Here is a 22,939-nt window from a genome sequence, read left to right as displayed (position 1 = left end):
GTACGGGCGGTGGCCGGTCAGCCGCGGGGATAGCCGGGGATCTGGCGACGTTGGGTCGCGGTGCCGACCCAGTGGAAGAGGTCCAGCGCGACCGATACGGCGATCCAGAACCAGTCCGCGCCTCTGAGCCCGACGCCGGGGACGTACAGGATCACGTACATCAGCGTGGTGAACGGCAGGAAGATCAGGCCGAGGAGAGGCCAGATCCACGTGTCGAAAGCGGCGCTGACCAGAGCGGGCCGCGCCACCCAGATGATGAAGACGGCAAGTCGCGGAAAGAGGCCCGCAAAGACCGCGAACAAACATCCCATGGCAGCCCACGTCCCTCCATCACGCCTCGCCGGAAGGTAGGCGAAATGGATGGTCCCCGCAGCCGGGGCTGCTCATCCTCGACGTTGTGCATGGAAAGTCCCTGCTTCGATTTGCCTGCCGGGTGTTTTCCCGGCGCGCTGAGGTCTGGTGCCGAGAAATGCACGGATCTGCCCCAGGGAAATCTTTTGCCTTCTCGCGGTGGCCGCCCGATCGGGAAGAGGGGATCAGAAGATGGACGGCGGCCCGGCAGGGCGATGTCGTCATATGTGCCGTGATGCGGCCGTTGCGGGTCTTCCGTGGGGAGTCCCAGGTCATGTGGGCCTAGCTGCCCGGAAAGCCGGTCACAGACCTGCTCCCGGCGGCGGCTCCACTGTTTCCGGGCCGTCCGCATCTGCTCGTCGATGCAAACGATCAGGAGGAAGAAGCCCAATGAGCAACCTCATCGCGATCTCCTATCCGGACCTTCCCACCGCCATCGCCGTCCGTGACCGCCTTGCCGACCTGCAACGGCAGAACCTGATCACGATGGAGGACGTGGCCATCGTCGAACGCCGGGCCGACGGGACGATCAAGCTCCACCAGACCAGCGGTACGACGGGTATGGGGGCGGCCGGTGGAGCTCTGTGGGGTGGCCTGATCGGGATGTTGTTCTTCGTGCCGCTGTTCGGCATGGCGATGGGCGCCGCCACCGGAGCGGCTGCCGCAGCGGTGACCGACACGGGCGTCAACGACGAGTTCATGAGGGAACTAGCCGGCAAGCTCGAACCCGGCACCGCCGCGCTGTTCGTCCTGGTCGTGCAGAGTACGCCGGACAAGGTCATCCCGGAGATCCAGTCGTACGGCGGGCATGTCATCCAGACCTCGCTCAACCGTGAGGAGGAGGCACAGCTGCGCGAGATGATGGAGGGGATCGGCGCCCGGTGAACGGAACGCCGCACGCCATCGCCACAGATCTGCGGCGCGCACGGCTGCGCCTCGCGGACGGCATGGCGACCATGCGCCCACTCCCGCCGCGTGAGCACGGCGCACCCGCTTTGTTGCGGGTGTGAGGGGTGAGCAGCCTTTGTCCAGGGATGGTCCGGTCACCACCAAGAGAGGTCGTCATGGGGAAGGTGCCCGATCCGGCCGACGGTCATCGGTCGCCGGCCGATGGCGCCCACAGGGACTACACCGGTGCGGTCTACGGATCACTGCTCGCCGCCTCGGTGGTGGCCGGTGCCGCGTCGCTCGGCAGGTTCCCGCGTCTGGAGATGATCATCTTGCTGCTGGGGACCAGCACGGTGTTCTGGGCCGCTCATGTCCACGCCCGCCTGTTCGGCGCCCGTACGGTCTTCCAGAGCATGAACGTGGCCGATATCCGCCAGGCCTGCGCCGAGGAGTGGCCGATCGTCACGGCGGCCGTTCCGCCGGCCGTCGCCGTGGCCGTCGGGCCGCTGCTGGGCCTCGAACCGCAGGGCACCGCCTGGCTGGCGATAGGGGTCGCGGTGGCCGGGCAGGTCGGCTGGGCGGCTGCGGCGGCCGTGGGGATCGGTGCCTCGTCTCGTATGGTCCTGGTCACGAGCGTGATCAATCTGCTGCTCGGGCTGGTGATCGTGGTGCTGAAGGCCGCGTTCCACCATTGACGGGATGCCCGCCGAGGCGGCCGCTCGCTCGTGGGGGCGGCCTGGCTGAATACGTGGGGGCGGCCTGGCTGCGAAGGGTGAGCAATCGTGCCGGATTCACATCGAGGTGGTCATGTGCAGGTGGATGATGTGCCGCGGCGATCCCGCCCTTGAGAGGGGCGGCGCCGGTTCGTACGGCGAAGGCGCCGACCCCGTCGCCATCGATCGAGCCCCGCGAGCGCGACGGCGGGGTGGACCATGACCGGACCCGCGGCCCCCGGGAGCTCGGCCGACTTCTCGAAGAGCCCGCTGGCCCCGCTGGCCCTCGCCCAGTTCATCTGCAGCTTCGCCGGCTCGAACATGAACGTGATGATCAACGACATCGGCCGGGACCTGAACACCACGGTGCAGGGCGTGCAGAGCACGATCACGCTGTTCCTGTTGATCATGGCGGTGCTCATGATCCCGTGCAGCAAGCTGACTGATCGCTGGGGTCGCAAGAAATGCTTCCTCGCAGGGCTCATCCTGTACGGGATCGGTGCCCTGACCAGCGCGTTCTCGCCCAGCCTCGCGGTGCTGATCCTCGGCAACTCGGTCCTCGAAGGGGTGGGGACCGCGTTGCTGATCCCGCCCGTCTACATCCTCGCGACGATGGCCTTCGACGATCTGCGGTCGCGTGCCCGGGCCTTCGGCCTGATCAGCGGGCTGGGGGGTGTCGGTGCGGCCGCGGGCCCGCTGATCGGCGGTTTCATCGCGACGGCGATCACCTGGCGTGCCGCGTTCGTCTTCCAGGCGGTGGTGGTCGCGGTGATCGTCTTTCTCAGCCGCCGGATCGCCGACCCGGTGCCGCCGGATCCGACCCGGCCCTTCGATGCCATCGGCGCGGTCCTGTCGGCCGTCGGCATGTTCTTCGTGGTGTTCGGAATTCTCCAGGCCGGCAGGAACGCCGTGCTGATGACGGCGTTCCTCGTCGTCGGAGCGGGCTTCCTGATCTGGTTCTTCCTGCACATCCGCGCCCGGGAACGCGCCGGGAAGGAGCCGTTGCTCACGACGCGTCTCTTCCGGAACCGTACGTCCAATCTCGGCCTCGTCACCCAGAACATGCAGTGGCTGGTCCTCATGGGGACGTCCTTCGTGGTCGCGGTCTTCCTGCAGAAGGTCCGCGGGTACAACGCCATCCAGACGGGTGTCGTCTTCACCGCGGCGACCGCGGGCGTTCTGGTGACGTCCCTGGCGGCGGAGCGGCTCACCAGGAAGCACTCCCAGAAGAACCTGATCTCGGCGGGTTTCGCCATGACCGTGACCGGGATAGCCGTCCTGCTCGCCCTGGTCGGAGCGTCCTCGCGGGTCGTCGCCTTCGTGCCGGGGCTGTTGCTGATCGGGCTCGGCGTGGGCGTGATGCTCACGCCGTCGGTCAACGTCGTGCAGTCCAGCTTTTCCGAGGAGCAGCAGGGCGAGATCTCCGGGTTGTCGCGCAGCGTGTCCAATCTCGGCTCGTCGTTCGGCACGGCGATCGCGGGCACGATCCTCATCTCCGGGTTGGCCGAGGGGAACCGGTCCTATGCCCTCGCCATGATCGCTCTTGCGATCTTCGCCCTGGTGGGGCTGGGCGCCGCGATCCGGCTCCCCGCCGACCCCCGATGACCCGAGACGCCGGGCGCGGTCTACCGTCCGTCCGGTTCGGCGCGGTCGAGTTGCTCGTCGAGGGCGATGGCCGCGGCGATGAGCGCCAGATGGGTGAACGCCTGCGGGAAATTGCCGAGCTGCGCGCCTGACGGGCCGATCTCCTCGGCGAACAGGCCGACGTGGTTGGCGTAGGTGAGCATCTTGTCGAAGGCGTAACGGGCCTGCTGCAGCCGTCCGGCGCGGGCCAGGGCCTCGACGTAGAGGAAGCTGCACAGGTTGAACGTTCCCTCCGATCCGCGCAGGCCGTCGGGGGACGCGGCGGGGTCGTAACGGTAGACGAGGCTGTCGCTGACCAGCTCCTCGTCGATGGCGTCCAGGGTGCTCAGCCAGGCCGGGTCGCGGGGGGAGATGAACCCGACCCGGGGCATGAGCAGCAGCGAGGCGTCCAGCACGTCGGTGCCGTAGTGCTGGACGAAGGCCCGCCGATCAGGGTTCCAGCCGCGGTCGACGATCTGGTTGAAGACGGCGTCCCGCACACTCATCCAGCGGACGAGGTCAGCGGGACGCGAGTAGGTGGTGGCCATCCGGATGCCCCGATCGAAGGCGACCCAGGTCATCAGCCGGCTGTAGGTGAACTCCTGACGTCCGCCGCGGGTCTCCCAGATGCCTTCGTCCGGACGGTCCCAGGTGTCGGCCAGCCAGTCGAGCAGTTCGGCGAAGGATCGCCAGCCACGGATGCCGCCGATCTCCTGGGCCTGGGCCAGGGCGTCGGCGGCTTCGCCGTAGATGTCGAGCTGGAGCTGGTCGGAGGCGGCGTTTCCGGCCCGTACCGGTCGGGACTGCCGGTATCCCTCCAGATGGTCGAGTACTTCCTCGGTCAGATGGGGATCCCCGTCGATCCGGTACATGATCTGCAGCGGTTCACCGGAGGCGCGGCCGGCGGCGAGCCGTTCGCGCAGCCACGTACGGAAAGCCTGGGCCTCCTCGACGAAGCCGAGGTCGATCAGGGCCCGGACGGACAGCGAGGCGTCGCGGACCCAGGTGTAGCGGTAGTCCCAGTTGCGCTCGCCGCCGATCTGCTCCGGCAGCCCCATCGTGGCCGCGGCGATCGGGGCGCCGGTGGGCGCGTACGTGAGCAGCTTGAGAGTGATCGCCGAACGGTTCACCATGTCACGCCAGCGACCCCGGTACCGGGACGCGCGCAGCCAATCGTGCCAGAAGTCGCGGCAGGTCTCGAAGCTGTGGCGTATCCCGTCGGCGGTGACGGGCGGCACGGCCTGGTCGTCGCCGCTGCAGCTGGTCAGGACGATGGCGGCTATCTGGCCGGCCTGGAGGGTGAAGTCCGCGACGACGTCCTCGTCGTCGGGGCGCAGGGTGACAGGGCCGACGGCCTGCAGGTGGAGGCTCGTGCCGGGGCCCTGGAAGACCGCCGATCCGGCGTCGCCGAGGGCGAGACTGTGCGGTGCTCGCCCGTAGTCGAAGCGGGGACGGCAGGCGAAGACGAAGGGCAGGCTCCCGCGGACCACCCGGGCGAGCCGCACCAGGCGGTGCCGGCCGGAAGGGGTGGTGGAGGTGTTCGGTTCCATGAAGTCGGCGACCTCGCCGACGCCGCCGGGAGCCATGAAACGGGTGACGAGGATGGCGGTGTCCGGCAGGTAGAGCTGCCGTACGGTCGCCTCGTCGCTGCCCTCCATGTCGGCGGCCAGCCGGCAGTGGCCCCCGCGCCCGCTGTCGAGGATGGACGCGAAAAGGCTCGGCGAGTCGAACCGGGGCGTGCACCACCAGTCGATGGTGCCGTCGCTGGAGACGAGCGCGGCGGTCTGCAGGTCTCCGATCATGCCGTGGTCCGCGATGTGCGGGTAGCCGTTCATCGATGCCTCCGTTGTTCGCCGGACATACCGGACGACTGCCTCCGGGCGGGTCGACTGAGCGACCGTCACCGGGGGAACGGAGCAGCCTTTTCAGGCTAACTCCTGGTATCGCAGGAAGTCACCTGGGGTGACGCCGGGTGTCCCGCCAACGCCGGATGGCATCCAAGGGTGTGTCCGCGCCGGAGGTGGTTGGCTGGTGCGGTGCGCAACCATCGCTCGTGGGGAACCCCGCTGACCGTGCCGGGTTCGTCGCGGTACGGGTCCGCGGAGATGCGGGCGTACGTGCCCACGGGCGCCACCGACGGGTCGGTGGCGAGCGGGCGAGCGTGGAGCCGCCGGAGACGCGGCGGGGGCCGGTGGACACGGTGGCTGCGTCGCGTCGTCGCCGGGGTCATGGTGCCGGTGGTGCTTCTCGCCGGTGGGTGTGGCCGTCCGGAGGAGCGGGTGGTGCGGGCGCTCGGCTGGTCCGACTGTGGGGACGGGTTCCAGTGCGGGACGTTGCGGGTGCCGCTCGACCACGGCAGGCCCGACGGTGAGCGGCTTGAGCTGGCGGTCGTCCGGCTGCCCGCGACGGGCGACCGGATCGGCTCGCTGGTGGTGAACCCGGGTGGGCCGGGGGCGTCCGGGGTCGAGTACGCCAGGGCCGCCCGGCTGGTCGTGGGCGAGAAGGTGCGGGAGCGGTTCGACATCGTCGGGTTCGATCCCCGCGGGGTGGGCCGGTCGGCGCCGGTCGACTGCCTCGACGACGAAGGGCTCGACGCGTTCGTCGCCATGGACACCACCCCCGACACCCTTGAGGAACGGGGTGCGCTGGAGGCCGCGGCGCGGCGGTTCGCGGCCGGCTGCCAGAAGCGCTCCGGCCGGCTCCTGCCCCACCTGGGCACCGTGGACGTGGCCCGCGACCTGGACCTGCTGCGCCAGGCCCTGGGCGACCAGAAGCTGACCTATCTCGGCAAGTCGTACGGCACCTTTCTCGGGGCCGTCTATGCCGACCTGTTTCCCGGCAAGGTGCGTGCGCTCGCGCTGGACGGCGCCCTCGACCCGGCCGACTCGCGGGTGCTGGTGAACACCGAGCAGGCCGTGGGGTTCGAGGAGGCGTTGCGCGCGTACGTCGAGGACTGCCTGGGCGGCCGCGACTGCCCGTTCGCCGGCCGGATTGCCGAGGAGGCGATGGACGAGGTCGGGGCCCTGATCCACCGTGCGGACGCCCGGCCCCTGGAAGGCGGCGGCCGGCGGGTCACCGAGGCGCTGGCCACCCTCGGAGCGCTGACGCCGCTCTACGACCGTGCCTCCTGGCCGGAACTCACCGAGGCGCTACGCCGGGCGCTGAACGGCGACGGCTCACTCCTGCTGCGCAACGCCGACCAGCTCGCGGGCAGGCAGGACGACGGCACGTACTCCAACCAGCTGGCGGCCAGTCTTGCGGTGAACTGCGTCGACGGTCCGTATCCGGCGACGGCTGCGGCCTTCGCGGAGGATGCGGCGGAGGCGTCCAGGAAGGCGCCCCGGTTCGGGCCGTACATCGTGTGGTCGTCCCTGCCGTGTGCGTTCTGGCCGGCCCGGCCCACCTTCTCGCCGCATCGCCTGACCGCCGCCGGGGCTCCGCCGATCCTGGTCGTCGGCACGAAACGGGACCCGGCGACGCCGTACGGGTGGGCCCGGGCGCTGGCGGGGGAGCTGCGGTCCGGCGTGCTGCTGAGCTACGACGGCGACGGGCACACCGCGTACGGGAACGGCTCCCCGTGTGTGGACGACGCCGTGGACCGGTATCTCGTGGAGGGGGTGCCGCCGAAGGATGGCGCGATCTGTCCGGGCATCCGGTGATCGGGAGGAGCAAGAACCCTTCGATCTCCTGTAGACTCCTTCAAGCCGTACAGGCACGCCGCCTTAGCTCAGTCGGCCAGAGCACTTCACTCGTAATGAAGGGGTCTGGGGTTCGAATCCCCAAGGCGGCTCCAGATCAGAAGCCCTCCGCAAGATCGCGGGGGGCTTCTGCGTGTCCAACTGGGTGACCAAGGATCCCCTCGCAAGACGGCGTCGCGATGTGGGTGGTCGCTATGGCCCCTTGTGAGACAGTGAGCCAGTTGATCAGAAGAGGTCTTGGCCGCCACATCAGCGGTGGGCCTCGTGGGCGGGACGGCGCTGCCCGGGGTTCGCCTTCTTGCGCTTGCGGTGATCAGAGGTCGGAGGCTGAGGCAGGGGCTGCTCCCGCTCGGCGAAAACGTGGGTCAAGGCCGCAACGCGTCGATAAGGATCTGTGGCGCCGGCTTCTTCCTCGCAGTCCAGCAACGCGGCCAGAACCTGGTCGTCGGGGAGTTCCGCGTCGGCCGGCGCGGTGTCGGTGAACACGCGCACGCCGTACCAGGCGCGTACCTTCAGCCGACGGTCAGCGAGCTCGGCAGTCAGGACGTCCAAGCGGTCGGCGCGAGCCGTGACACCGATGCGGTTGTCATACGAGAGTTCCCGGAATGCTCGCTGCGCGGTCGCCCAGTCGCCGAGCAGGCCGGGCCGCATCGCCAAGGCATCGCCGTTGCGGACCAGCAGGGACGCCATGCCCCCGGTGGTCAACAGCCGCGCCAGATCATCCAGCAACGGCCCGGGGTCGGCGAAGTACATCAGAACCCCGTGGCACAGCACGACATCGAAGCTCTCAGGCCGGAACAAGGTGGCGATATCCGCTACGTCGCCGTGGAGTAGCCGCACTCGCTCCCGGACATCCTCCGGCTCGTCCGCCAGAGCACGCCGAAGATCACCAAGGAGTGTCGCCGAGGAGTCCAGCCCTGTCACATCGTGTCCGCGTCGCGCCAGCCGCAGCAGCTGGGTTCCCTGGCCGCATCCCACGTCCAGAACACGCCGTGGCACCGCATCGGGCAGGTGCGCCGCCAACTGCCGGGCCACCAGCTCCTGGCGGACGATCTGCCGGAGTGTCCCCAGACGAGCTCGCCACTCTTCCTCGCCTGCCGTGAAGCCAGAAGTCATCGCACCTCTCCCTGCATGCTGCCGGATCAGCGGCGAGCCTACGCGTTCGTACTTCGCCCCTTCCATGACACCCCGAGGCAGAAGCCCTCCGCGGGATCGCGGAGGGCTTCTGCGTGTGCAACGGCCGGTCAGGCGCGGGAGCGGCTCTCCTGCGGGACGGGTTCGGGGGTGCCGAGTTCGGCGAGCAGGGCGTCGAGCACGTGCATGGCGCGCCACGCCTTGGTCATGCCGAACTGCGCGGAGAACCGTACGACGGCACGGGCCTCCTCCGGTGTGGCGCCGGCGCCGAGGGGCCGTTGTCACGCTTGCGATCGGGCGAATCGCGGATTCGATCTCCGAATTGGCGCAACGCGGGCGGCTGTCGTCCTCCCGGGTCGCAGGACCGGGCGGGAGCAGGTGTGCGCGGCCGGGCGGGTGTGTTCCCTGTGTGTGCCGGGAGGAGGGAAGGGGACTGTAAACAGAAGGTGATTGATCGAACACCATGAGTTGCGACATGGTGCATGAGCCCTGTTCAACGCACCCTCGGAGGGACACTCATGCTGGTTCGTCGCCTTCTGTCTGGAGCCGTCCTCGTCGCCACCGTCAGTGCGGGCCTCGTCCTGCCCGCCGCGGCTTCCGCTCCGAACCCCATGTGCATCGACGTCACCAACGACCGTGGCAACGGGGTCCGGATCTACCAGTGGCAGTGCCAGAGCAACAACAACAATCAGAAGTTCGTGATCGACGCGGGTCAGATCAAGATCAAGGACACTCTGGGGACGTCGCGGCCGATGTGTGTCGATGTCACCAACGACCGCGGTAACGGGGTCCGGATCTATCAGTGGGAGTGTCAGGCCAACAACAACAATCAGAAGTTCGTGATCGACGCGGGTCAGATCAAGATCAAGGACACTCTGGGGACGTCGCGGCCGATGTGTGTCGATGTCACCAACGACCGCGGTAACGGGGTCCGGATCTATCAGTGGGAGTGTCAGAGCAACAACAACAATCAGAAGTTCGTGATCGACGCGGGGCAGATCAAGATCAAGAACACGCTGGTCTGAGTCGGCGGGTCGGTGGCGGGGGCTTGGTCCGCTGTGACGGACCGGCCCCCGCCGTCCTTGTGCCGGACGCCGGTGAAGCCAGGGCCAGGCGGTGAAGCCAGGGCCAGGCGGTGAAGCCAGGGCCAGGCGGTGAAGCCAGGGCCAGGCGGTGAAGCCAAGGTCAGGCGGTGAAGTCGCGGACGAGGGTGACGAAGTCGTCGGGGCGTTCGACGCTGGAGACGTGGCCGGTGTCGAGTTCGAGGTAGGAGCTGCCGGGGATGGCGGCGTGGAGCTCGCGGGCGTTCTCCACCGGGATCAGGCCGTCATGGGCGGCGCCGACGACCAGCGTGGGCGCCTGGATGCCGGGCAGCAGATGGCGGAGGTCGACGCGGCGGCCGAGGTCGATCTGGCGCAGGCGGCCGGGGTGCGGCCGGAAGTACGTCGCCCGGTTCTCCAGGTCCTCGGGGGCTAGGGAGTTGAGGTAGCGGCGGCTGAAGGCGGTCAGCATGGCGAAGCGGGCGAAGGCGTCCGGGTTGCCGGCCAGGCCGAGCCAGGTCTGCAGGGCGGTGCGCAGGTAGGCGTCCTCGGTGTGGGCCCAGCCTGAGAGCGGGATCAGGCGGCGGACGAGTTCGGGGCGGGTGGCGGCGAGGGACAGGGCGACCACCGCGCCCAGGGAGAAGCCGAGGAGATCCACGGGGGCCCTGCCGGAGTCCTCGATGACGGCCGCGAGCTGCCGGGTCAGGCCCTCGACGGTCAGGGGGGCGCCGTCGTCCTCGGCGAGGTCGCTGCCGCCGAGGTCGGGCAGGATCACGGTGTTGCGGTCGGCGAAGCGCTCGGCGACGCCGTCCCAGGTCGACGATCCCGGGCCGGTGCCGTGCAGGAGCACCAGGCCGGGGCCGGCGCCGATGGTGCGGTAGGCGACGCGGGTCCCGGAGACGGTCAGGTGTCGGGTCATGGGCGCCACCGTGCCAGCCGTGGGCGCGGATGAGGAGCGGACCGGATTCCCTAGGACAGACAGTCCTGGACTGCGATATTTCGCGGTATTGCAGGATGGGCTCATGGATCGTACGGAGCTTGCCGACTTTCTTCGCCGCTCGCGGGAGCGGCTGCTGCCCGGCGAGGTGGGGCTGCCGTCGGGGCCGCGTCGCCGTACTCCGGGGCTGAGGCGGGAGGAGGTGGCTCAGCTCGCGGGCATGTCGGCCGACTACCTGATGCGGTTGGAGCAGGCACGCAGCCCGCAGCCGTCCACCCAGCTGCTGGGCGCGCTGGCGCGGGCGCTGCGGCTGACGAGCGACGAACGCGACCACCTCTACCTGCTGGCCGGGCACCGGCCGCCGGCCGGGCCGCGGGCGGGCGAGCACGTCAAGCCGAGCCTGCTCTACCTGCTCGACCGCCTCGTCGGGACGCCCGCGCAGGTGCTGAGCGACCTGGGCGACGTGCTGGCGCAGAACGCCATGGCCGAGTCCCTGTTCGGGTGCGGCTGCACGGTCGAGGCGCCCGATCGCAACATCGTGTGGCGCTGGTTCACCGACCCGTTCAGGCGCGAGGCCTATCCGGAGGAGGAGCACGCCGAGCGCTCCCGCCTGCACGTGGCCGACCTGCGCGCGGCGGTGGTCCGCCGCGGCAACGACGAGCCGGCCCGGACCCTGGTCGAGCGCCTGCGTCAGGCCAGCCCGGAGTTCGTCTCGCTGTGGGAACGGCACGAGGTCGCGGTACGCCGCGGCAGCCGTATGCGGGTCCGGCATCCGGCCATCGGCGCCATGGAGTTCGACTACGAGGTGCTGCTGGCTCCGGCCGAGGACCAGCGGCTGCTGATCTTCACGCCGCCGCCCGGGTCTGAGACGTTCGAGGCGCTGGAGCTGCTGCGGGTGGTGGGGCCGGAGACCGCGCACCGGAGCCATCGGTAGTCGTACGGGGGGACGCTGCGTCAGCGGGCGCGTCAGGACGGCGACGGTCCGGTGTCAGCGCGGCCGGGGATGGTGGAACCATCACCGGTTCGGGGAGTGCGGCCCGAAGGCTCTGAAAGGCGTATGAATCATGATGAACGACAGCGTTTCCGTGGACGACGTGGCCGAGCGCCCGGAGCTGCAGAAGATCCTCCAGGAGATCGTGGACTCCGGTTTCGTCGGCGTGCAGCTGCGGGTGAACGACGAGCGGGGCGAGTGGATCGGCAGCGCCGGGGTGCGCGAGCTGGGCGGCCTCGCCGAGCCGCCGACGGACGGGCGCTTCCGGGTCGGCAGCGTCACCAAGACCTTCACCGCGGCCCTCGTCCTGAGCCTCGTGGCCGACGGTGTGGTCGGCCTGGACGATGTCGTGGACGACCACCTGCCCGAGTTCGGGCTGGACCGGCGGATCACCGTACGGATGTTGCTGCAGCACACCAGCGGCGTGTTCAACTTCACCGGCGAGTACTACGAGGACGGCACCGTCGTGCCGGGGATCGTCTGGTCGGGCAGGGAGTGGGTGGAGAACCGCTTCAAGACCTACCGGCCGCAGGAGCTGGTACGGCTCGCGCTGTCCAAGCCCGCCCGCTTCGAGCCGGGGACGGACTGGAGCTACTCCAACACCAACTACGTCCTGGCCAGGCTGCTGATCGAGAAGGTCACCGGCCGTCCGCTGGCCGAGGAGATGCGGCTGCGCGTCCTGGACCCGCTCGGGCTGCCGGACACCGTCGTGCCGGACACCGACACGGAGATCGCCGGGCCGCACGCCCACGCCTATTACCGCTACGAGGAGGACGGCCAGGACAAGACGGTCGACGTCACCCGCCAGAACCCCTCCTGGATCTCCACCGGCGGCGACATGATCTCGACCACCCGCGACCTGCACACGTTCATCTCCGGGCTGCTGGGCGGCCGGCTCCTGCCGCCCTCGCTGCTGGCCGAGATGCGCGACGCGCATCCCAAGGTCGGCTACGGCCTGGGGCTGTTCGTGCAGGACGCGGACCCCGACAGCGGCACCCTCATCACGCACAACGGCGGCATCTCGGGCTCGGCGGCGCTGATGTTCAGCACGCCCGACGGCCGCAGGACCCTGACCGCCTCGGTGACCTACGTGGACGACGCCGCGATGTCCCAGGCGGCGGCGTTCCAGGAGGTCGTGCAGCGGCTGGTCAAGGAGGTCTTCGGCGGAGCGGCCGACCGGGACGGGGCGGCGTCCTAGAGACCGGACCGGACGGCCGGGGCCGGCCTGGTGCCGACCCGGCGCGCCGGCGTTCCGCCGCCTTGACAGGGGCCCTTGCGCGCCTCGGGGAAATCGTCTAACTCTTAGGAAGGTTTCCTTTTTAATGGAAGGCGCGCAGAGTGGCCGCTACCCCCCGATCCGGCGCCCTGAAGCTCGTCCTGGCGGCCCTGGGCCTCCTGCTGGCCACCGCCTGCGGGGCGGCCGGGGCCCAGGCTCCTCCGGTGAACGCCCAGGACGTGATGTTCGTGCAGATGATGGTGCAGCACCACCGCCAGGGCATAGAGATCGCCAAGCTCGGCAGTCAACGGGCCACCAACGACCAGCTCCGGATCCTGGTGGCCGCCGTGGCCAGCACGCAGCAGGACGAGGTCGAGATGATGCTGCGCTGGCTGTACGCCTGGGAACAGCCGCTCACCGCCGCCTCCGGCGCCCACGACCACCACGGCGGCATGCCGGAGACCGACCGCAAGCAGATCGGGGCGCTGAAGAAGTCGAAGTCCTTCGAGCACGACCTGATGACCCTGCTGATCGCACACCAGGGCGACGCGATCAAGATGGCGGACACCGAGGTGGCCTCCGGTGCGGACCCGGCGGTCAAGGAGTGGGCGGCACAGGTGCAGGCGTCCCGCAAGGCGCAGATCGACCTGATGAAGGACCTGCTCAAGCGCTGATCGGGGGAGATTCCCTGTCGGCGTAGACGCGCGTCGGATTAAGTGATTAGATCACTTGATATGTCCGAGGTTGCGCGGCCGACGCTTTCCGACGCTCTGACCGAGCGCATGCTGGAGCTCATCCGTAGTGGAGGGCACCGGCCGGGCGACAGGCTGCCCTCCACCAGGGAGCTCTCCCAGCGTTTCGCCGTCACCACCCCGACGCTGCGCGAAGCGTTGCGCAGGCTGGAGGCCACCGGAGCCATCGAGCTGCGGCACGGCTCGGGCATCTACGTCGGCGCCGACATCGAGCGGCTCGTGCTGCCCAACCCCAACATGCGCGAGATGCACGCCGCCCAGCTCCTCGAACTGCTCGGGGCGCGGATCGTGATCGAGCCGCCGCTGGCCGCCATGGCCGCCGAGCACGCCGAGGGCGCGGAGCTGGCCACGCTCAAGCGGGTGCTCGACCAGGCCGGCCGGCACCTGCGCGGCGAGGACGCCGAGCTGCACGAGGCCAACATGTCCTTCCACCGGGCGACCGCACGGATGGCGGGCAACAGCGTGCTGAACGAGGTCGTCGACTCGCTGCTCACCGTCCACGGGCCGGAGCAGCGGGAGATCCTGCAGATCTTCGACGACCGGCGCCGCGACTACGAGGAGCACCTGGCCATCCTGGAGGCCATCGAAGCGCGTGACGCCGCCGAGGCACAGGCGCGCATGCGGGCCCATCTGGTCGACGTCCGGACCGTCGTCGAACAGAGGTTGCCACCCAGATAGAGCAAGTCCCCCCGAAAGAGCAAGGAGGCCGGCCATGTTCCGGTCACGTGTGGCCACGCTCGGCGTGGCGGCGCTGGTCCTGACCGCCTGCGGCGGCAACAGCGCCGAGGCGCCGAAGAAGAAGACCGAACTGACGCTCTACAACGACAAGGGCGCCTGGACGAAATACTTCGACGAGATGGGCGCGCTGTCCAAGCAGCAGATCGGCCTGGGCATGAAGCCGACGGGATACACCGACTCCGCGCAGTACCAGGCCTTCATCAAGGCGTCGTTCCGCACGGACGTGAAGCCTGACCTGTTCACCTGGCAGACCGGGGGGATGCTGGCGGAGATCGTCAAGCAGAAGCAGGTGGCCGACACCACGGCCGTCTGGCAAGAGGCGATCAAGGCGGGCGACCTGTCGCAGGACCTCGCCCCGTACTACACCATCGGCGGCAAGCAGTACTGCGTGCCGATGAACGTCGCCTACTGGGGCATGTTCTACAACAAGAAGATCTTCGACAAGTACGGCCTGAAGCCCCCGCAGACGTGGGACGAGCTGGTCCAGGCCGCCGAGACCCTGAAGAAGAACGGCGTCAAGGCCTTCTATCACACCAGCGTGCTGTTCTCCTTCGTCTGGTTCGAGCAGCTCCTGGCCGGCTCCGACCCCGACCTGTACGACCGGCTGTCCACGGGCCAGGCCAAGTACACCGACCCGGGTGTGGTGCAGGTGATGGAGAAGTGGAAGTCGCTCATCGACGCCGGATATTTCATGAACCCGGGTGACAAGACCGACCCCGGGGACGTCATGAAGAACGGCAAGGCGGCGATGGTCTCCTTCGGCACCTGGTTCAGCACCAGCATGACGCAGCGCGACCTGAAGTCCGGCACCGACTACGGATTCTTCGTCATCCCCAACGTCAACCCCGCGCTGCCGAAGACCTCGATGATCTTCGAGAGCGGGCCGCTGTGCTCGCTCGCCAAGGGGGCCGACCCCGACTCCAGCATGAAGTACCTCAAGTGGTGGACCAGCGCCGACGCCCAGAAGAAGTGGGCCACCACCAGGGGCGACGTGAGCGCCAACCCGAAGGTCGAGATCGCCGACGAAGCGCTCGGCGCGGTCACCAAGGACGCGGGCGGCGGCAAGTACCGCCTGGTCAACCGCTACTTCGAGGCCACGCCGCCGCCGGTGCTGACCGCCGCGCTGGACGGCTTCGGCAAGTTCGTCACCGAGCCGGGCACGTACCAGGAAGTGCTGGAGACCATCCAGAAGGCCGCCGACGAGTACTGGGCCACGCATCAGTGATGAGCGCGCGGACCCCGATGTTGGGCCGGTTCAGGCACGGTTACGTGGCGCCCGCGGCCGTGCTGGTCGCGGGGCTGCTCTACGCGCCGTTCCTGTGGACGGCCTACCTGAGCCTCACCCGCTACGACGGCCTGGAGTCCCCGGCCTGGGTCGGCGTGCACAACTTCGTCAAGCTGCTGGACGACCCCGCGCTGCTCACCTCGACCCGCAACACGCTCATCTGGGTGGCCGGCACGATGGTGCTGCCGGTCGGGCTCGGCCTGCTGGTCGCGGTGCTGTCCTACGACATCAAGGGGGGCGCCTGGTACCGGGTGCCGTTCATGTTGCCGTACGCGCTGAGCGGTGCGGGCCTGGCCATGGTGTGGAGCCCGGTGTTGTCCCACGACGGGATCGCCAACCGGCTGCTCGGCGTGGACACCGCGTTCTTACAGGTCGCGCCGGACAACACGCTGGCCATGCTGCTGGTGTGGACCTGGCAGCAGCTCGGCGTGAACACGCTGCTGTTCGTCGTGGGCCTGCAGTCCATCCCCAAGGAGCCGATCGAGGCCGCCCGCCTGGACGGCGCCTCCGGCTGGCGGCTGTTCCGGCACGTGATCTGGCCGCTGATGCGTCCGCTGACCGCGGTCGTGGTCGGGCTGGCCCTGGTGGCGAGCCTGAAGACGTTCGACATCGTGTGGGTGCTGACGCAGGGCGGCCCGGGACGCAACTCCGAGACGCTGGCGGTGACCATGTACCGCGACACGTTCGTGGCCAGTGACTACGGCTACGGCTCGGCGGTCGCGGTGCTGCTCACCGTGGTCACCGGGCTGGCCTCCTACCTCTACCTGAGGAGGCAGGTGCGATGATCCGGCGCATCGTGCTCATCGTGCTCGGGCTGATCTGGCTCGGCCCGACCTACCTGCTCGTGGTCAACGCCTCCAGGCCGGCGGCCTCGTACGACCCGGGCAGCGCGTGGATGCCGTCCGGCGACTTCGCGCTGCTGGACAACTTCGGCCGCGCCCTGGACAGCGCCGACCTGACCGGCAGCCTGGCCAGCACCGCACTCTACGCGGTCGTCTCGCCGCTGCTAGGCGTGGTGATCGGTGCGCTGGCCGGCTACACGATCGTGGTGCTGCGGCTGCGCCACGGATTCTGGTGGTTCCTGCTGATCTTCGGCGGCACCGTGTTCCCGTCGCAGATGTTGCTCGTGCCGCTGTTCGTCGGCTACAGCGACGCCGGCCTGTACGACAGCAGGCTCGGCATGATCCTCGTCTACACCGCGATCAACGTGCCGCTGGCCGCGTTCGTGCTGCGCAACTTCTACACGGGGGTCGCGTTCTCGATCTTCGAGGCGGCCCGCATGGACGGCGCGTCCACGTGGCGCATCTTCTGGCGCATCTACCTGCCGATCTCGCTCAGCGCGCTGACGGCGGTGTTCATCCTGGAGTTCACCTTCATCTGGAACGACCTCGTCTTCGGCCTGACGCTGACCCAGACCGAGAGCGTGCGGCCGGTCATGACCGCCCTGGCCGGGCTGATGACCGACGTCTACGCCGGCACCCCGGTCCCCGTCGGCCTGGCGGCGGGCCTGGTGGTCTCGCTGCCGACGGTCGTGCTGTTCCTGGCAACCCAGCGCCTCTTCGCACGGGGCCTGTCCCTAGGGAGTGTTTAGATGACGAGCCGGTTGCTGCAGCGGAGCCTGGGTAGCCCCGACTACGACGGGATCAGGCAGGCGCTGCGCAACGACACCTCGACACCGGTGATCAGCGCGCGCGGGCTGGAGGTGCGGGTCGCGGTGCTGCCGCTGTTCACGCACGACGGCCGCCAGGCGGTCAGGGTGTCGAGCACGCAACCCCTGACCCACGTGCTGGTGGGCGTCGACAGCGCCTCCGGCACGGACGTGACGCTGCTGGTGCCCGAGGTGGACGCGCCGCGCACGCTCACCCTGGAGTGCCGCGACGACGCCGGCGTGGTCGGCAGCGCGCAGGTCACGGTCACCCCGCAGCGCAAGTGGAGCGTGTTCGTCGTGCACCACTCGCACCTGGACATCGGCTACACCGACCCCCAGGGCACGGTGCTCCGCCACCACCTCGACTACCTCGACGCGGCGGTGCGGCTGGCCGAGGAGACCGCCTCCTGGCCGGACGACGCCAGGTTCCGCTGGACGGTCGAGTCGTCGATGCCCGCGCTCAAATGGCTCGACGCCCGGCCCGCCGGGCAGGTCGAGTCGTTCGCCGCGCTGGCCAGGGCGGGCGCGATCGAGGTGACCGCGCTGCCGTTCCAGCTCCACACCGAGGCGTGCTCGACCGAGGAGCTCTACCGCCAGCTCCGCTTCACCGCCCAGCTCCAGGACCGGTACGGCTTCGCCACCAGGTCCGCCATGCACACCGACGTGCCGGGGGCGGTCGTCGGGCTGGTGGACGCGCTCAACGCCGCCGGCGTGCGTTACCTGGCCGCCGCGCACAACTGGGCCGGGCGGTCGGTGCCGTACCTGCACGGCGGCGACAAGCTGACCAGGCCGTTCCGGTGGCGGGCGCCGAGCGGGAACGAGCTGCTCGTCTGGTTCACCGACACGCCGCACGGGATGGCGTACATGGAGGGCAACACGGTCGGGCTGACCGACTCCTACGAGCTGGCCGACGACCTGCTGCCGCGTTACCTGTCGGCGCTGGCCACGCGGGGCTACCCGTACGGGCCGGGGACGTTCGGGTGGCAGGGGCCGGACGCGCCGCGCGAGCCGTACGAGCTGGACGTGCTGCACCTGCGGGTCCAGGGCGCGCACGCCGACAACGCCGGGCCGTCGATCGTGCCCGCCTCCATCGCCCGCCGGTGGAACGAGACGTGGGCCTGGCCGCGCCTGCGCTCGGCGGTCAACAGCGACTTCTTCGAGCACGTCGAGGAGCGCTACCACGACCGCCTGGCCGTGCACGAGGGCGACTGGACCGACTGGTGGGCCGACGGGCTCGGCTCGGGCGCCCGCCCGCTCGGCTACGTGCGCCGCGCCCAGTCGGCCCTGCGCGTCGCCGAGACCCTGCACACGATCGCGGGCGCCGACGCCACGGACCAGATCGACGAGGCATACGACAAGGTCGCCCTGTTCAACGAGCACACCTGGGGCGCGGCCAACCCGTGGGAGGACGCCGAGGAGGCGGGCGACTCCGGCGGCCTGCAGTGGACCCGCAAGTCGTCGGGCGCCTACCAGGCCCAGGACGACGCCTCCGACCTGCTGCACGCCGCGACCCGCCGCTTCGCCGCCGCCCTCTCGACCCCGGACGCGGAAGGCGCCGCCCTCTCGACCCCGGACGCGGAAGGCGCCGCCCTGCCGGGCGCGGACGCGGAAGGCCGGGCGCTGGCCTCCTTCGCCGTCTTCAACCCCGGCACCAGGGCCCGGACCGACGTGGTGCGCGCGTTCCTGCCGCGTGACGTGGTGGGCGTGGACGTGCCGATCGCGCTGGTCGACGCCAGGACCGGCGAGACCGTGCCGCACCACGAGGAGTACGTCGATCCCGACGACTGGCCGACCCGCCCGATCGGCCGGCACGTCCACGCGGTCGTGCCGGACGTCCCCGGCTTCGGCTACGCGCGGCTGGACGTCGTCCGCGGGCCGAACCAGGCCCCCGAGCCGGTCGAGCCGGACCTGGACGGCGTGATCGAGAACGAGTTCTACCGGGTCGCCTACGACGTGCGCGAGGGCTACATCAGCTCGATCTTCGACAAGTCCGCCGGCCGCGAGCTGGTCAACGGCGACGCCGCCGCCGGCTTCGGCCAGTACGTCTACGACCGCTACGCCACCGCCCCGCACTTCAACCACCTGTCGGGCCACGTCGGGGCGCACGACAGGACGCTCCTCGGCGACCGGGCCGTCGCCCGCAACGCGACGATCGTCAGGGCCCTGCGCACCGCGGTCGGCGAGAAGCTGGTCGTCGAGCTCCAGGGCAAGGGCGTCGACTGGCTGCGCACCACGATCGAGCTGCACCGGGGCGTCCCCAGGCTCGACCTGACCTACCAGCTCGCCAAGCAGGGCACCCCGGCCAAGGAGGCGGTGTTCCTGGCGTTCCCGTTCGCGACGGGCCCGGCCACGGCCTGGGAGCTGACCGGCGGGGTCGGCGGCCCCGGCGTGCCGCGCGTGCCCGGTTCGGCCGAGTACATGTTGCCGATCAGGCACTGGATCGCCTTCGAGGACCCCGAGCTGACCGTCGCCTGGGCCACCCTGGAAGCGCCGCTGGTGCAGCTCGGCACCATCCACATGCCGTACGCGCCGTTCCCGCCCACGCTCGACCAGGAGGACGGCACGGTCTACTCCTGGGCGCTCAACAACATCTGGGACACCAATTTCCCGGCCCAGCAGCAGGGCGAGACCACCTTCCGGTACGCCGTCACGTCGGCGGCCGGCGTCAAGGGCAGCAGGCTGGGTGCGGCGGCGGCCTCGGGGCTGACCGAGCCGTTCGTCGGCGCGCTGATCACCGGCGGTCCCGGGGCCACCGAGACCTACGCCTCGGTGGACCACCCCGACGTGCTGATCACCTCGATCGGCCGGGTGGGCGGGGAGCGGGTGGTCCGGCTGCAGTCGCTGGCCGCCGAGCCGGTGACGGCGACGGTCACGGTCCCTGGACGGGATCCGGTCGAGGTCCGGCTGCCCGCCTGCGGGGTCGCCGTCGTCGGAGGGAAGCGCGCGTGAAGATCGTTGACATCCGGGCCACGACGGTCGCCGTCCCGCTGGAGGCGCCGCTGCGGCACAGCAACGGCGCCCACTGGGGCCGGTTCGTGCGCACGATCGTCGAGGTCGCGGCCGACAACGGGCTGGTCGGCCTGGGGGAGATGGGCGGCGGCGGCGAGAGCGCGGAGTCGGCCTTCCGGGCGCTCGTCCCGTACCTGAAGGGGCACAACCCGTTCGAGCTGGAGGCGCTGCGCTTCAAGATCGCGAATCCCACCGCCTCGCTCTACAACAACCGCACCCAGCTTCTCGCCGCCGTCGAGTTCGCCTGCCTCGACCTCGTCGGGCAGCACCTCGGCGTGCCCGTCCACGACCTGCTGGGCGGGCGGCTGCGGGACACGGTCCCGTTCGCCTCCTACCTGTTCTTCCGGTACGCCGCCGAGGGCCACCCGGAGATCCGCACCCCCGGCCAGCTCGTCGAGCACGCCGCCCGGCTCAAGGAGGCGCACGGGTTCACCGTGCACAAGCTCAAGGGCGGCGTGTTCCCGCCGGACTACGAGCTGGAGTGCTACCGGGCCCTGGCCGAGGCGTTCCCGGGCGACCGTCTCAGGTACGACCCCAACGCCGTGTTGTCGGTGGCCGAGGGGCTGCGGTTCGGCCGGGCCATCGAGGGGCTGAACAACGACTACCTGGAGGACCCCGTCTGGGGGTTGGAAGGGCTCAGGGCCGTCCGGGAGCAGGTCAGGGTGCCCCTCGCCACCAACACGGTGGTCGTCAACTTCGAGCAGCTCGCCTCCAACGTGCTGCGCAGGTCCGCCGACGTGGTGCTGCTGGACACGACGTTCTGGGGCGGGGTCCGGCCGTGCGTGAAGGCGGCGGGGGTGTGCGACACGTTCCAGGTCGGGGTGGCCGTGCACTCCTCGGGTGAGCTCGGCATCCAGCTCGCGACCATGCTGCACCTCGGCGCGGTGCTGCCGAACCTCACCTACGCCGCCGACGCCCACTACCACCAGTTGCGCGACGACGTGATCGAGGGCGGCCGGCGGCCGTACGCGGACGGCGCCATCGCCGTGCCCTCCGGGCCGGGGCTCGGGGTGCGCCTCGACCCCGATCGCGTGGCCCGCTACGCCGAGCTGTACCGGGAGACCGGCGGCTATCCCTACGACCGCGATCCGGGACGTCCCGGCTGGTACGCCACCGTCCCGAACGAGCGCTTCGCCGACCCCGCGATCTCGGTGGACGTTGCTCCATAATTGGCCGCTATGTCCGACGAAGTACAGACGAAGAAGCCCGCCGACAACCTGGTCACCACCCGGCACACCCTGCCGACCGGCCAGGGATACACCGCCACCACCGGAACCATGGTGGTGCGCGAGGAGGTGTTCACGGACGGCACGTTCGACGGCCACCGGCCGAAGGCCGAGGTGTTCCTCACCTCCTACACCCTCGACGACGCCGACCCGCTGACCAGGCCGGTCACCTTCGCCTTCAACGGCGGGCCCGGGTCGTCGAGCGTGTGGCTGCACCTCGGCATCCTCGGCCCGCGCCGGGTCGTGATGGGGGACGCGGGCGCGCTCCTGCCGCCGCCGTACGCGCTGGCGGACAACGACGAGACCCTGCTCAAGGTCAGCGACCTGGTCGTCATCGACCCGATGTCCACCGGCTACTCGCGGGCGGTCGAGGGCGAGAAGGCGGAGCCGTACCACGGGTTCAGCGGCGACGTGGAGTCGGTCGGCGAGGTGATCCGGCTCTGGACGACCAGGAACGCGCGGTGGATGTCGCCGAAGTTCCTGGCCGGCGAGTCGTACGGCACGGTCAGGGCGGCCGGGCTGGCCGACCACCTCCAGTCGCGGTACGGCATGTACCTCAACGGCGTGATGCTGATCTCCTCGGTGCTCGACTACGCCACCGTGGAGTTCAACGTGGGTAACGACGTGGCCTACGCCCTCTACCTACCGACTTATGCGGCGATCGCGCACTACCACGGGCTGCACGGCGACCGCCCGCTGGCCGACGTGCTGCGCGAGGCCGAGGAGTACGCCTCCCGCGACTACCCGTGGGCCCTGGCCCGCGGCAACCGCCTCACGGCCGGCGAGCGCGCCGCCGCGGTCTCCAGGGTCGCGGCCCTGTCCGGCCTCTCCGAGGACTACGTCGACCGCGTGGACCTGCGCATCGAGCACATCCGCTTCTTCACCGAGTTGCTGCGCGAGCGCCGGCTGACCGTCGGCAGGCTCGACGGCCGCTTCACCGGCTGGGACCCCGACGGCGGGCACGAGCACTTCGTCTCCGACCCGAGCAGCAACGCCATCACCGGCCCCTACAGCGCCGCGCTCAACCACTACCTGCGGACCGAGCTGGAGTACGCCAACGACCTGCCCTACGAGATCCTCAGCTCGCGGGTGCACCCGTGGTCGTACAAGGAGTTCGAGGGCGTGCACCTCAGCGTGACCGACCGGCTGGGCGCCGCCATGCGGACCAACCCGCACCTGCGCGTGCACGTGGCCTGCGGCTACCACGACGGCGCCACGCCGTACTACGCGGCCGAGCACACCTTCGCCCACCTGCCCGTGCCCGCCGAGCTGGCGGCCAACGTCGAGTTCAAGTACTACGAGGCCGGCCACATGATGTACGCGCACGAGCCCAGCAGGCTGCGCCAGTCAGCCGACCTGGCGGCCTTCGTGCTCGGACAGCAGGCGTGAGGCGCGCTCCAGCCGTTGCCGCAGGCTGGCCGCGAGCGCGTCGAAGCGTTCCCGGTTGTCCCGGATGACCGCGCGCTGAAGCTCGGCGTCGGCCGAGAACCAGGCGGCGACCAGGCCCGAAGCCCACTTGCAGGTCGTGTCGGCGACGGCCGTCAGCTTCTCCTCCTCGCTGACGTCCGGTTTCTCCAGGTTCCAGCGGGAGTCGGCGATCGCCGACGCCGGGTGCGGGTTGGGGTGTGCCGCCGGGGTCAAGCACGACTGGCACCGCCAGCTCGGAAGAGCGGCGGGGGGGGGAAGAGGG

The 22,939-nt window shown here is 69.9% G+C and carries 20 protein-coding genes and 1 tRNA gene; 16 read left to right on the top strand and 5 right to left on the bottom strand.

Translation table 11 applies throughout. The features are described from left to right. Positions 1-17: 17 nt before the first annotated feature. Positions 18-302, bottom strand: a complete 285-nt coding sequence (locus tag ABZ444_RS12115) for a hypothetical protein (protein ID WP_357994976.1) — start codon at positions 300-302, stop codon at positions 18-20. A 439-nt stretch (positions 303-741) separates the two neighbouring features. Here ABZ444_RS12115 and ABZ444_RS12110 point away from each other — a divergent pair, with 439 nt between their 5' ends. The 3 genes from ABZ444_RS12110 (at position 742) to ABZ444_RS12100 (ending at position 3,557) form a co-directional block, all read left to right on the top strand. Further along, a complete protein-coding gene (locus ABZ444_RS12110) occupies positions 742-1,236 on the top strand; it encodes a DUF1269 domain-containing protein (protein ID WP_357994975.1) in 495 nt (164 codons plus the stop codon). Positions 1,237-1,424: 188 nt separating this feature from the next. Then, a complete protein-coding gene (locus ABZ444_RS12105) occupies positions 1,425-1,934 on the top strand; it encodes a hypothetical protein (RefSeq protein ID WP_357994974.1) in 510 nt (169 codons plus the stop codon). A gap of 237 nt (positions 1,935-2,171) precedes the next feature. Then, positions 2,172-3,557, top strand: coding sequence for an MFS transporter (locus ABZ444_RS12100; protein WP_357994973.1), 1,386 nt, complete (start codon positions 2,172-2,174; stop codon positions 3,555-3,557). 20 nt (positions 3,558-3,577) lie between these two features. Here the strand turns inward: ABZ444_RS12100 and ABZ444_RS12095 are convergent, their stop codons facing one another. Continuing rightward, a complete protein-coding gene (locus ABZ444_RS12095; protein ID WP_357994972.1) occupies positions 3,578-5,410 on the bottom strand; it encodes a glycoside hydrolase family 15 protein in 1,833 nt (610 codons plus the stop codon). 201 nt (positions 5,411-5,611) lie between these two features. Here ABZ444_RS12095 and ABZ444_RS12090 point away from each other — a divergent pair, with 201 nt between their 5' ends. Then, the gene (locus ABZ444_RS12090) at positions 5,612-7,234 is read left to right on the top strand and encodes an alpha/beta hydrolase (protein WP_357994971.1); all 1,623 of its coding nucleotides are present in this window, start codon (positions 5,612-5,614) and stop codon (positions 7,232-7,234) included. Positions 7,235-7,291: 57 nt separating this feature from the next. Next, positions 7,292-7,368, top strand: a tRNA-Thr gene (locus ABZ444_RS12085). Between the two features lie 154 nt (positions 7,369-7,522). Here ABZ444_RS12085 and ABZ444_RS12080 read toward each other — a convergent pair. Beyond that, complete coding sequence (locus tag ABZ444_RS12080; protein ID WP_357994970.1) at positions 7,523-8,389, bottom strand: methyltransferase domain-containing protein; 867 nt, start codon at positions 8,387-8,389, stop codon at positions 7,523-7,525. 536 nt (positions 8,390-8,925) lie between these two features. Here ABZ444_RS12080 and ABZ444_RS12075 point away from each other — a divergent pair. Continuing rightward, positions 8,926-9,432, top strand: coding sequence for an RICIN domain-containing protein (locus tag ABZ444_RS12075; RefSeq protein WP_357994969.1), 507 nt, complete (start codon positions 8,926-8,928; stop codon positions 9,430-9,432). A 160-nt stretch (positions 9,433-9,592) separates the two neighbouring features. On the opposite strand, the gene ABZ444_RS12070 is transcribed toward ABZ444_RS12075, so the two are convergent. After that, positions 9,593-10,366: an alpha/beta fold hydrolase gene (locus tag ABZ444_RS12070; RefSeq protein WP_357994968.1), complete on the bottom strand. Its 774-nt coding sequence runs from the start codon at positions 10,364-10,366 to the stop codon at positions 9,593-9,595. Positions 10,367-10,469: 103 nt separating this feature from the next. Here ABZ444_RS12070 and ABZ444_RS12065 point away from each other — a divergent pair, with 103 nt between their 5' ends. From ABZ444_RS12065 to ABZ444_RS12020, 10 genes are all read left to right on the top strand, one after another. After that, positions 10,470-11,318, top strand: a complete 849-nt coding sequence (locus ABZ444_RS12065; RefSeq protein ID WP_357994967.1) for a helix-turn-helix transcriptional regulator — start codon at positions 10,470-10,472, stop codon at positions 11,316-11,318. 130 nt (positions 11,319-11,448) lie between these two features. Next, on the top strand, positions 11,449-12,573 hold the full coding sequence (locus ABZ444_RS12060) for a serine hydrolase domain-containing protein (protein WP_357994966.1): 1,125 nt from the start codon (positions 11,449-11,451) through the stop codon (positions 12,571-12,573). A 140-nt stretch (positions 12,574-12,713) separates the two neighbouring features. Beyond that, on the top strand, positions 12,714-13,265 hold the full coding sequence (locus ABZ444_RS12055) for a DUF305 domain-containing protein (RefSeq protein WP_357994965.1): 552 nt from the start codon (positions 12,714-12,716) through the stop codon (positions 13,263-13,265). A 60-nt stretch (positions 13,266-13,325) separates the two neighbouring features. Further along, the gene (locus ABZ444_RS12050; RefSeq protein WP_357994964.1) at positions 13,326-14,021 is read left to right on the top strand and encodes a FadR/GntR family transcriptional regulator; all 696 of its coding nucleotides are present in this window, start codon (positions 13,326-13,328) and stop codon (positions 14,019-14,021) included. A 34-nt stretch (positions 14,022-14,055) separates the two neighbouring features. Further along, positions 14,056-15,306, top strand: a complete 1,251-nt coding sequence (locus ABZ444_RS12045; protein WP_357994963.1) for an ABC transporter substrate-binding protein — start codon at positions 14,056-14,058, stop codon at positions 15,304-15,306. Further along, a complete protein-coding gene (locus tag ABZ444_RS12040; RefSeq protein ID WP_357994962.1) occupies positions 15,306-16,151 on the top strand; it encodes a sugar ABC transporter permease in 846 nt (281 codons plus the stop codon). The genes ABZ444_RS12045 and ABZ444_RS12040 overlap by 1 nt, the downstream gene beginning before the upstream one ends. Then, positions 16,148-16,957, top strand: coding sequence for a carbohydrate ABC transporter permease (locus ABZ444_RS12035; protein ID WP_357994961.1), 810 nt, complete (start codon positions 16,148-16,150; stop codon positions 16,955-16,957). Before ABZ444_RS12040 ends, ABZ444_RS12035 begins: the two co-directional genes overlap by 4 nt. Beyond that, on the top strand, positions 16,958-19,963 hold the full coding sequence (locus ABZ444_RS12030) for a hypothetical protein (RefSeq protein ID WP_357994960.1): 3,006 nt from the start codon (positions 16,958-16,960) through the stop codon (positions 19,961-19,963). Next, complete coding sequence (locus ABZ444_RS12025) at positions 19,960-21,192, top strand: enolase C-terminal domain-like protein (protein ID WP_357994959.1); 1,233 nt, start codon at positions 19,960-19,962, stop codon at positions 21,190-21,192. Before ABZ444_RS12030 ends, ABZ444_RS12025 begins: the two co-directional genes overlap by 4 nt. Before the next feature lie 9 nt (positions 21,193-21,201). Next, the gene (locus tag ABZ444_RS12020) at positions 21,202-22,638 is read left to right on the top strand and encodes a peptidase S10 (RefSeq protein ID WP_357994958.1); all 1,437 of its coding nucleotides are present in this window, start codon (positions 21,202-21,204) and stop codon (positions 22,636-22,638) included. Here ABZ444_RS12020 and ABZ444_RS12015 read toward each other — a convergent pair. Continuing rightward, the gene (locus ABZ444_RS12015) at positions 22,597-22,890 is read right to left on the bottom strand and encodes a hypothetical protein (protein ID WP_357994957.1); all 294 of its coding nucleotides are present in this window, start codon (positions 22,888-22,890) and stop codon (positions 22,597-22,599) included. The two genes, ABZ444_RS12020 and ABZ444_RS12015, sit on opposite strands and share 42 nt — an antisense overlap. Positions 22,891-22,939: the final 49 nt, after the last annotated feature.

It is taken from the genome of Nonomuraea sp. NPDC005730, from assembly GCF_040630865.1.
GTDB lineage: Bacteria > Actinomycetota > Actinomycetes > Streptosporangiales > Streptosporangiaceae > Nonomuraea.
Note: the sequence above shows the minus strand (reverse complement) of the source record. Positions and strands in the feature narration are given on the sequence as shown.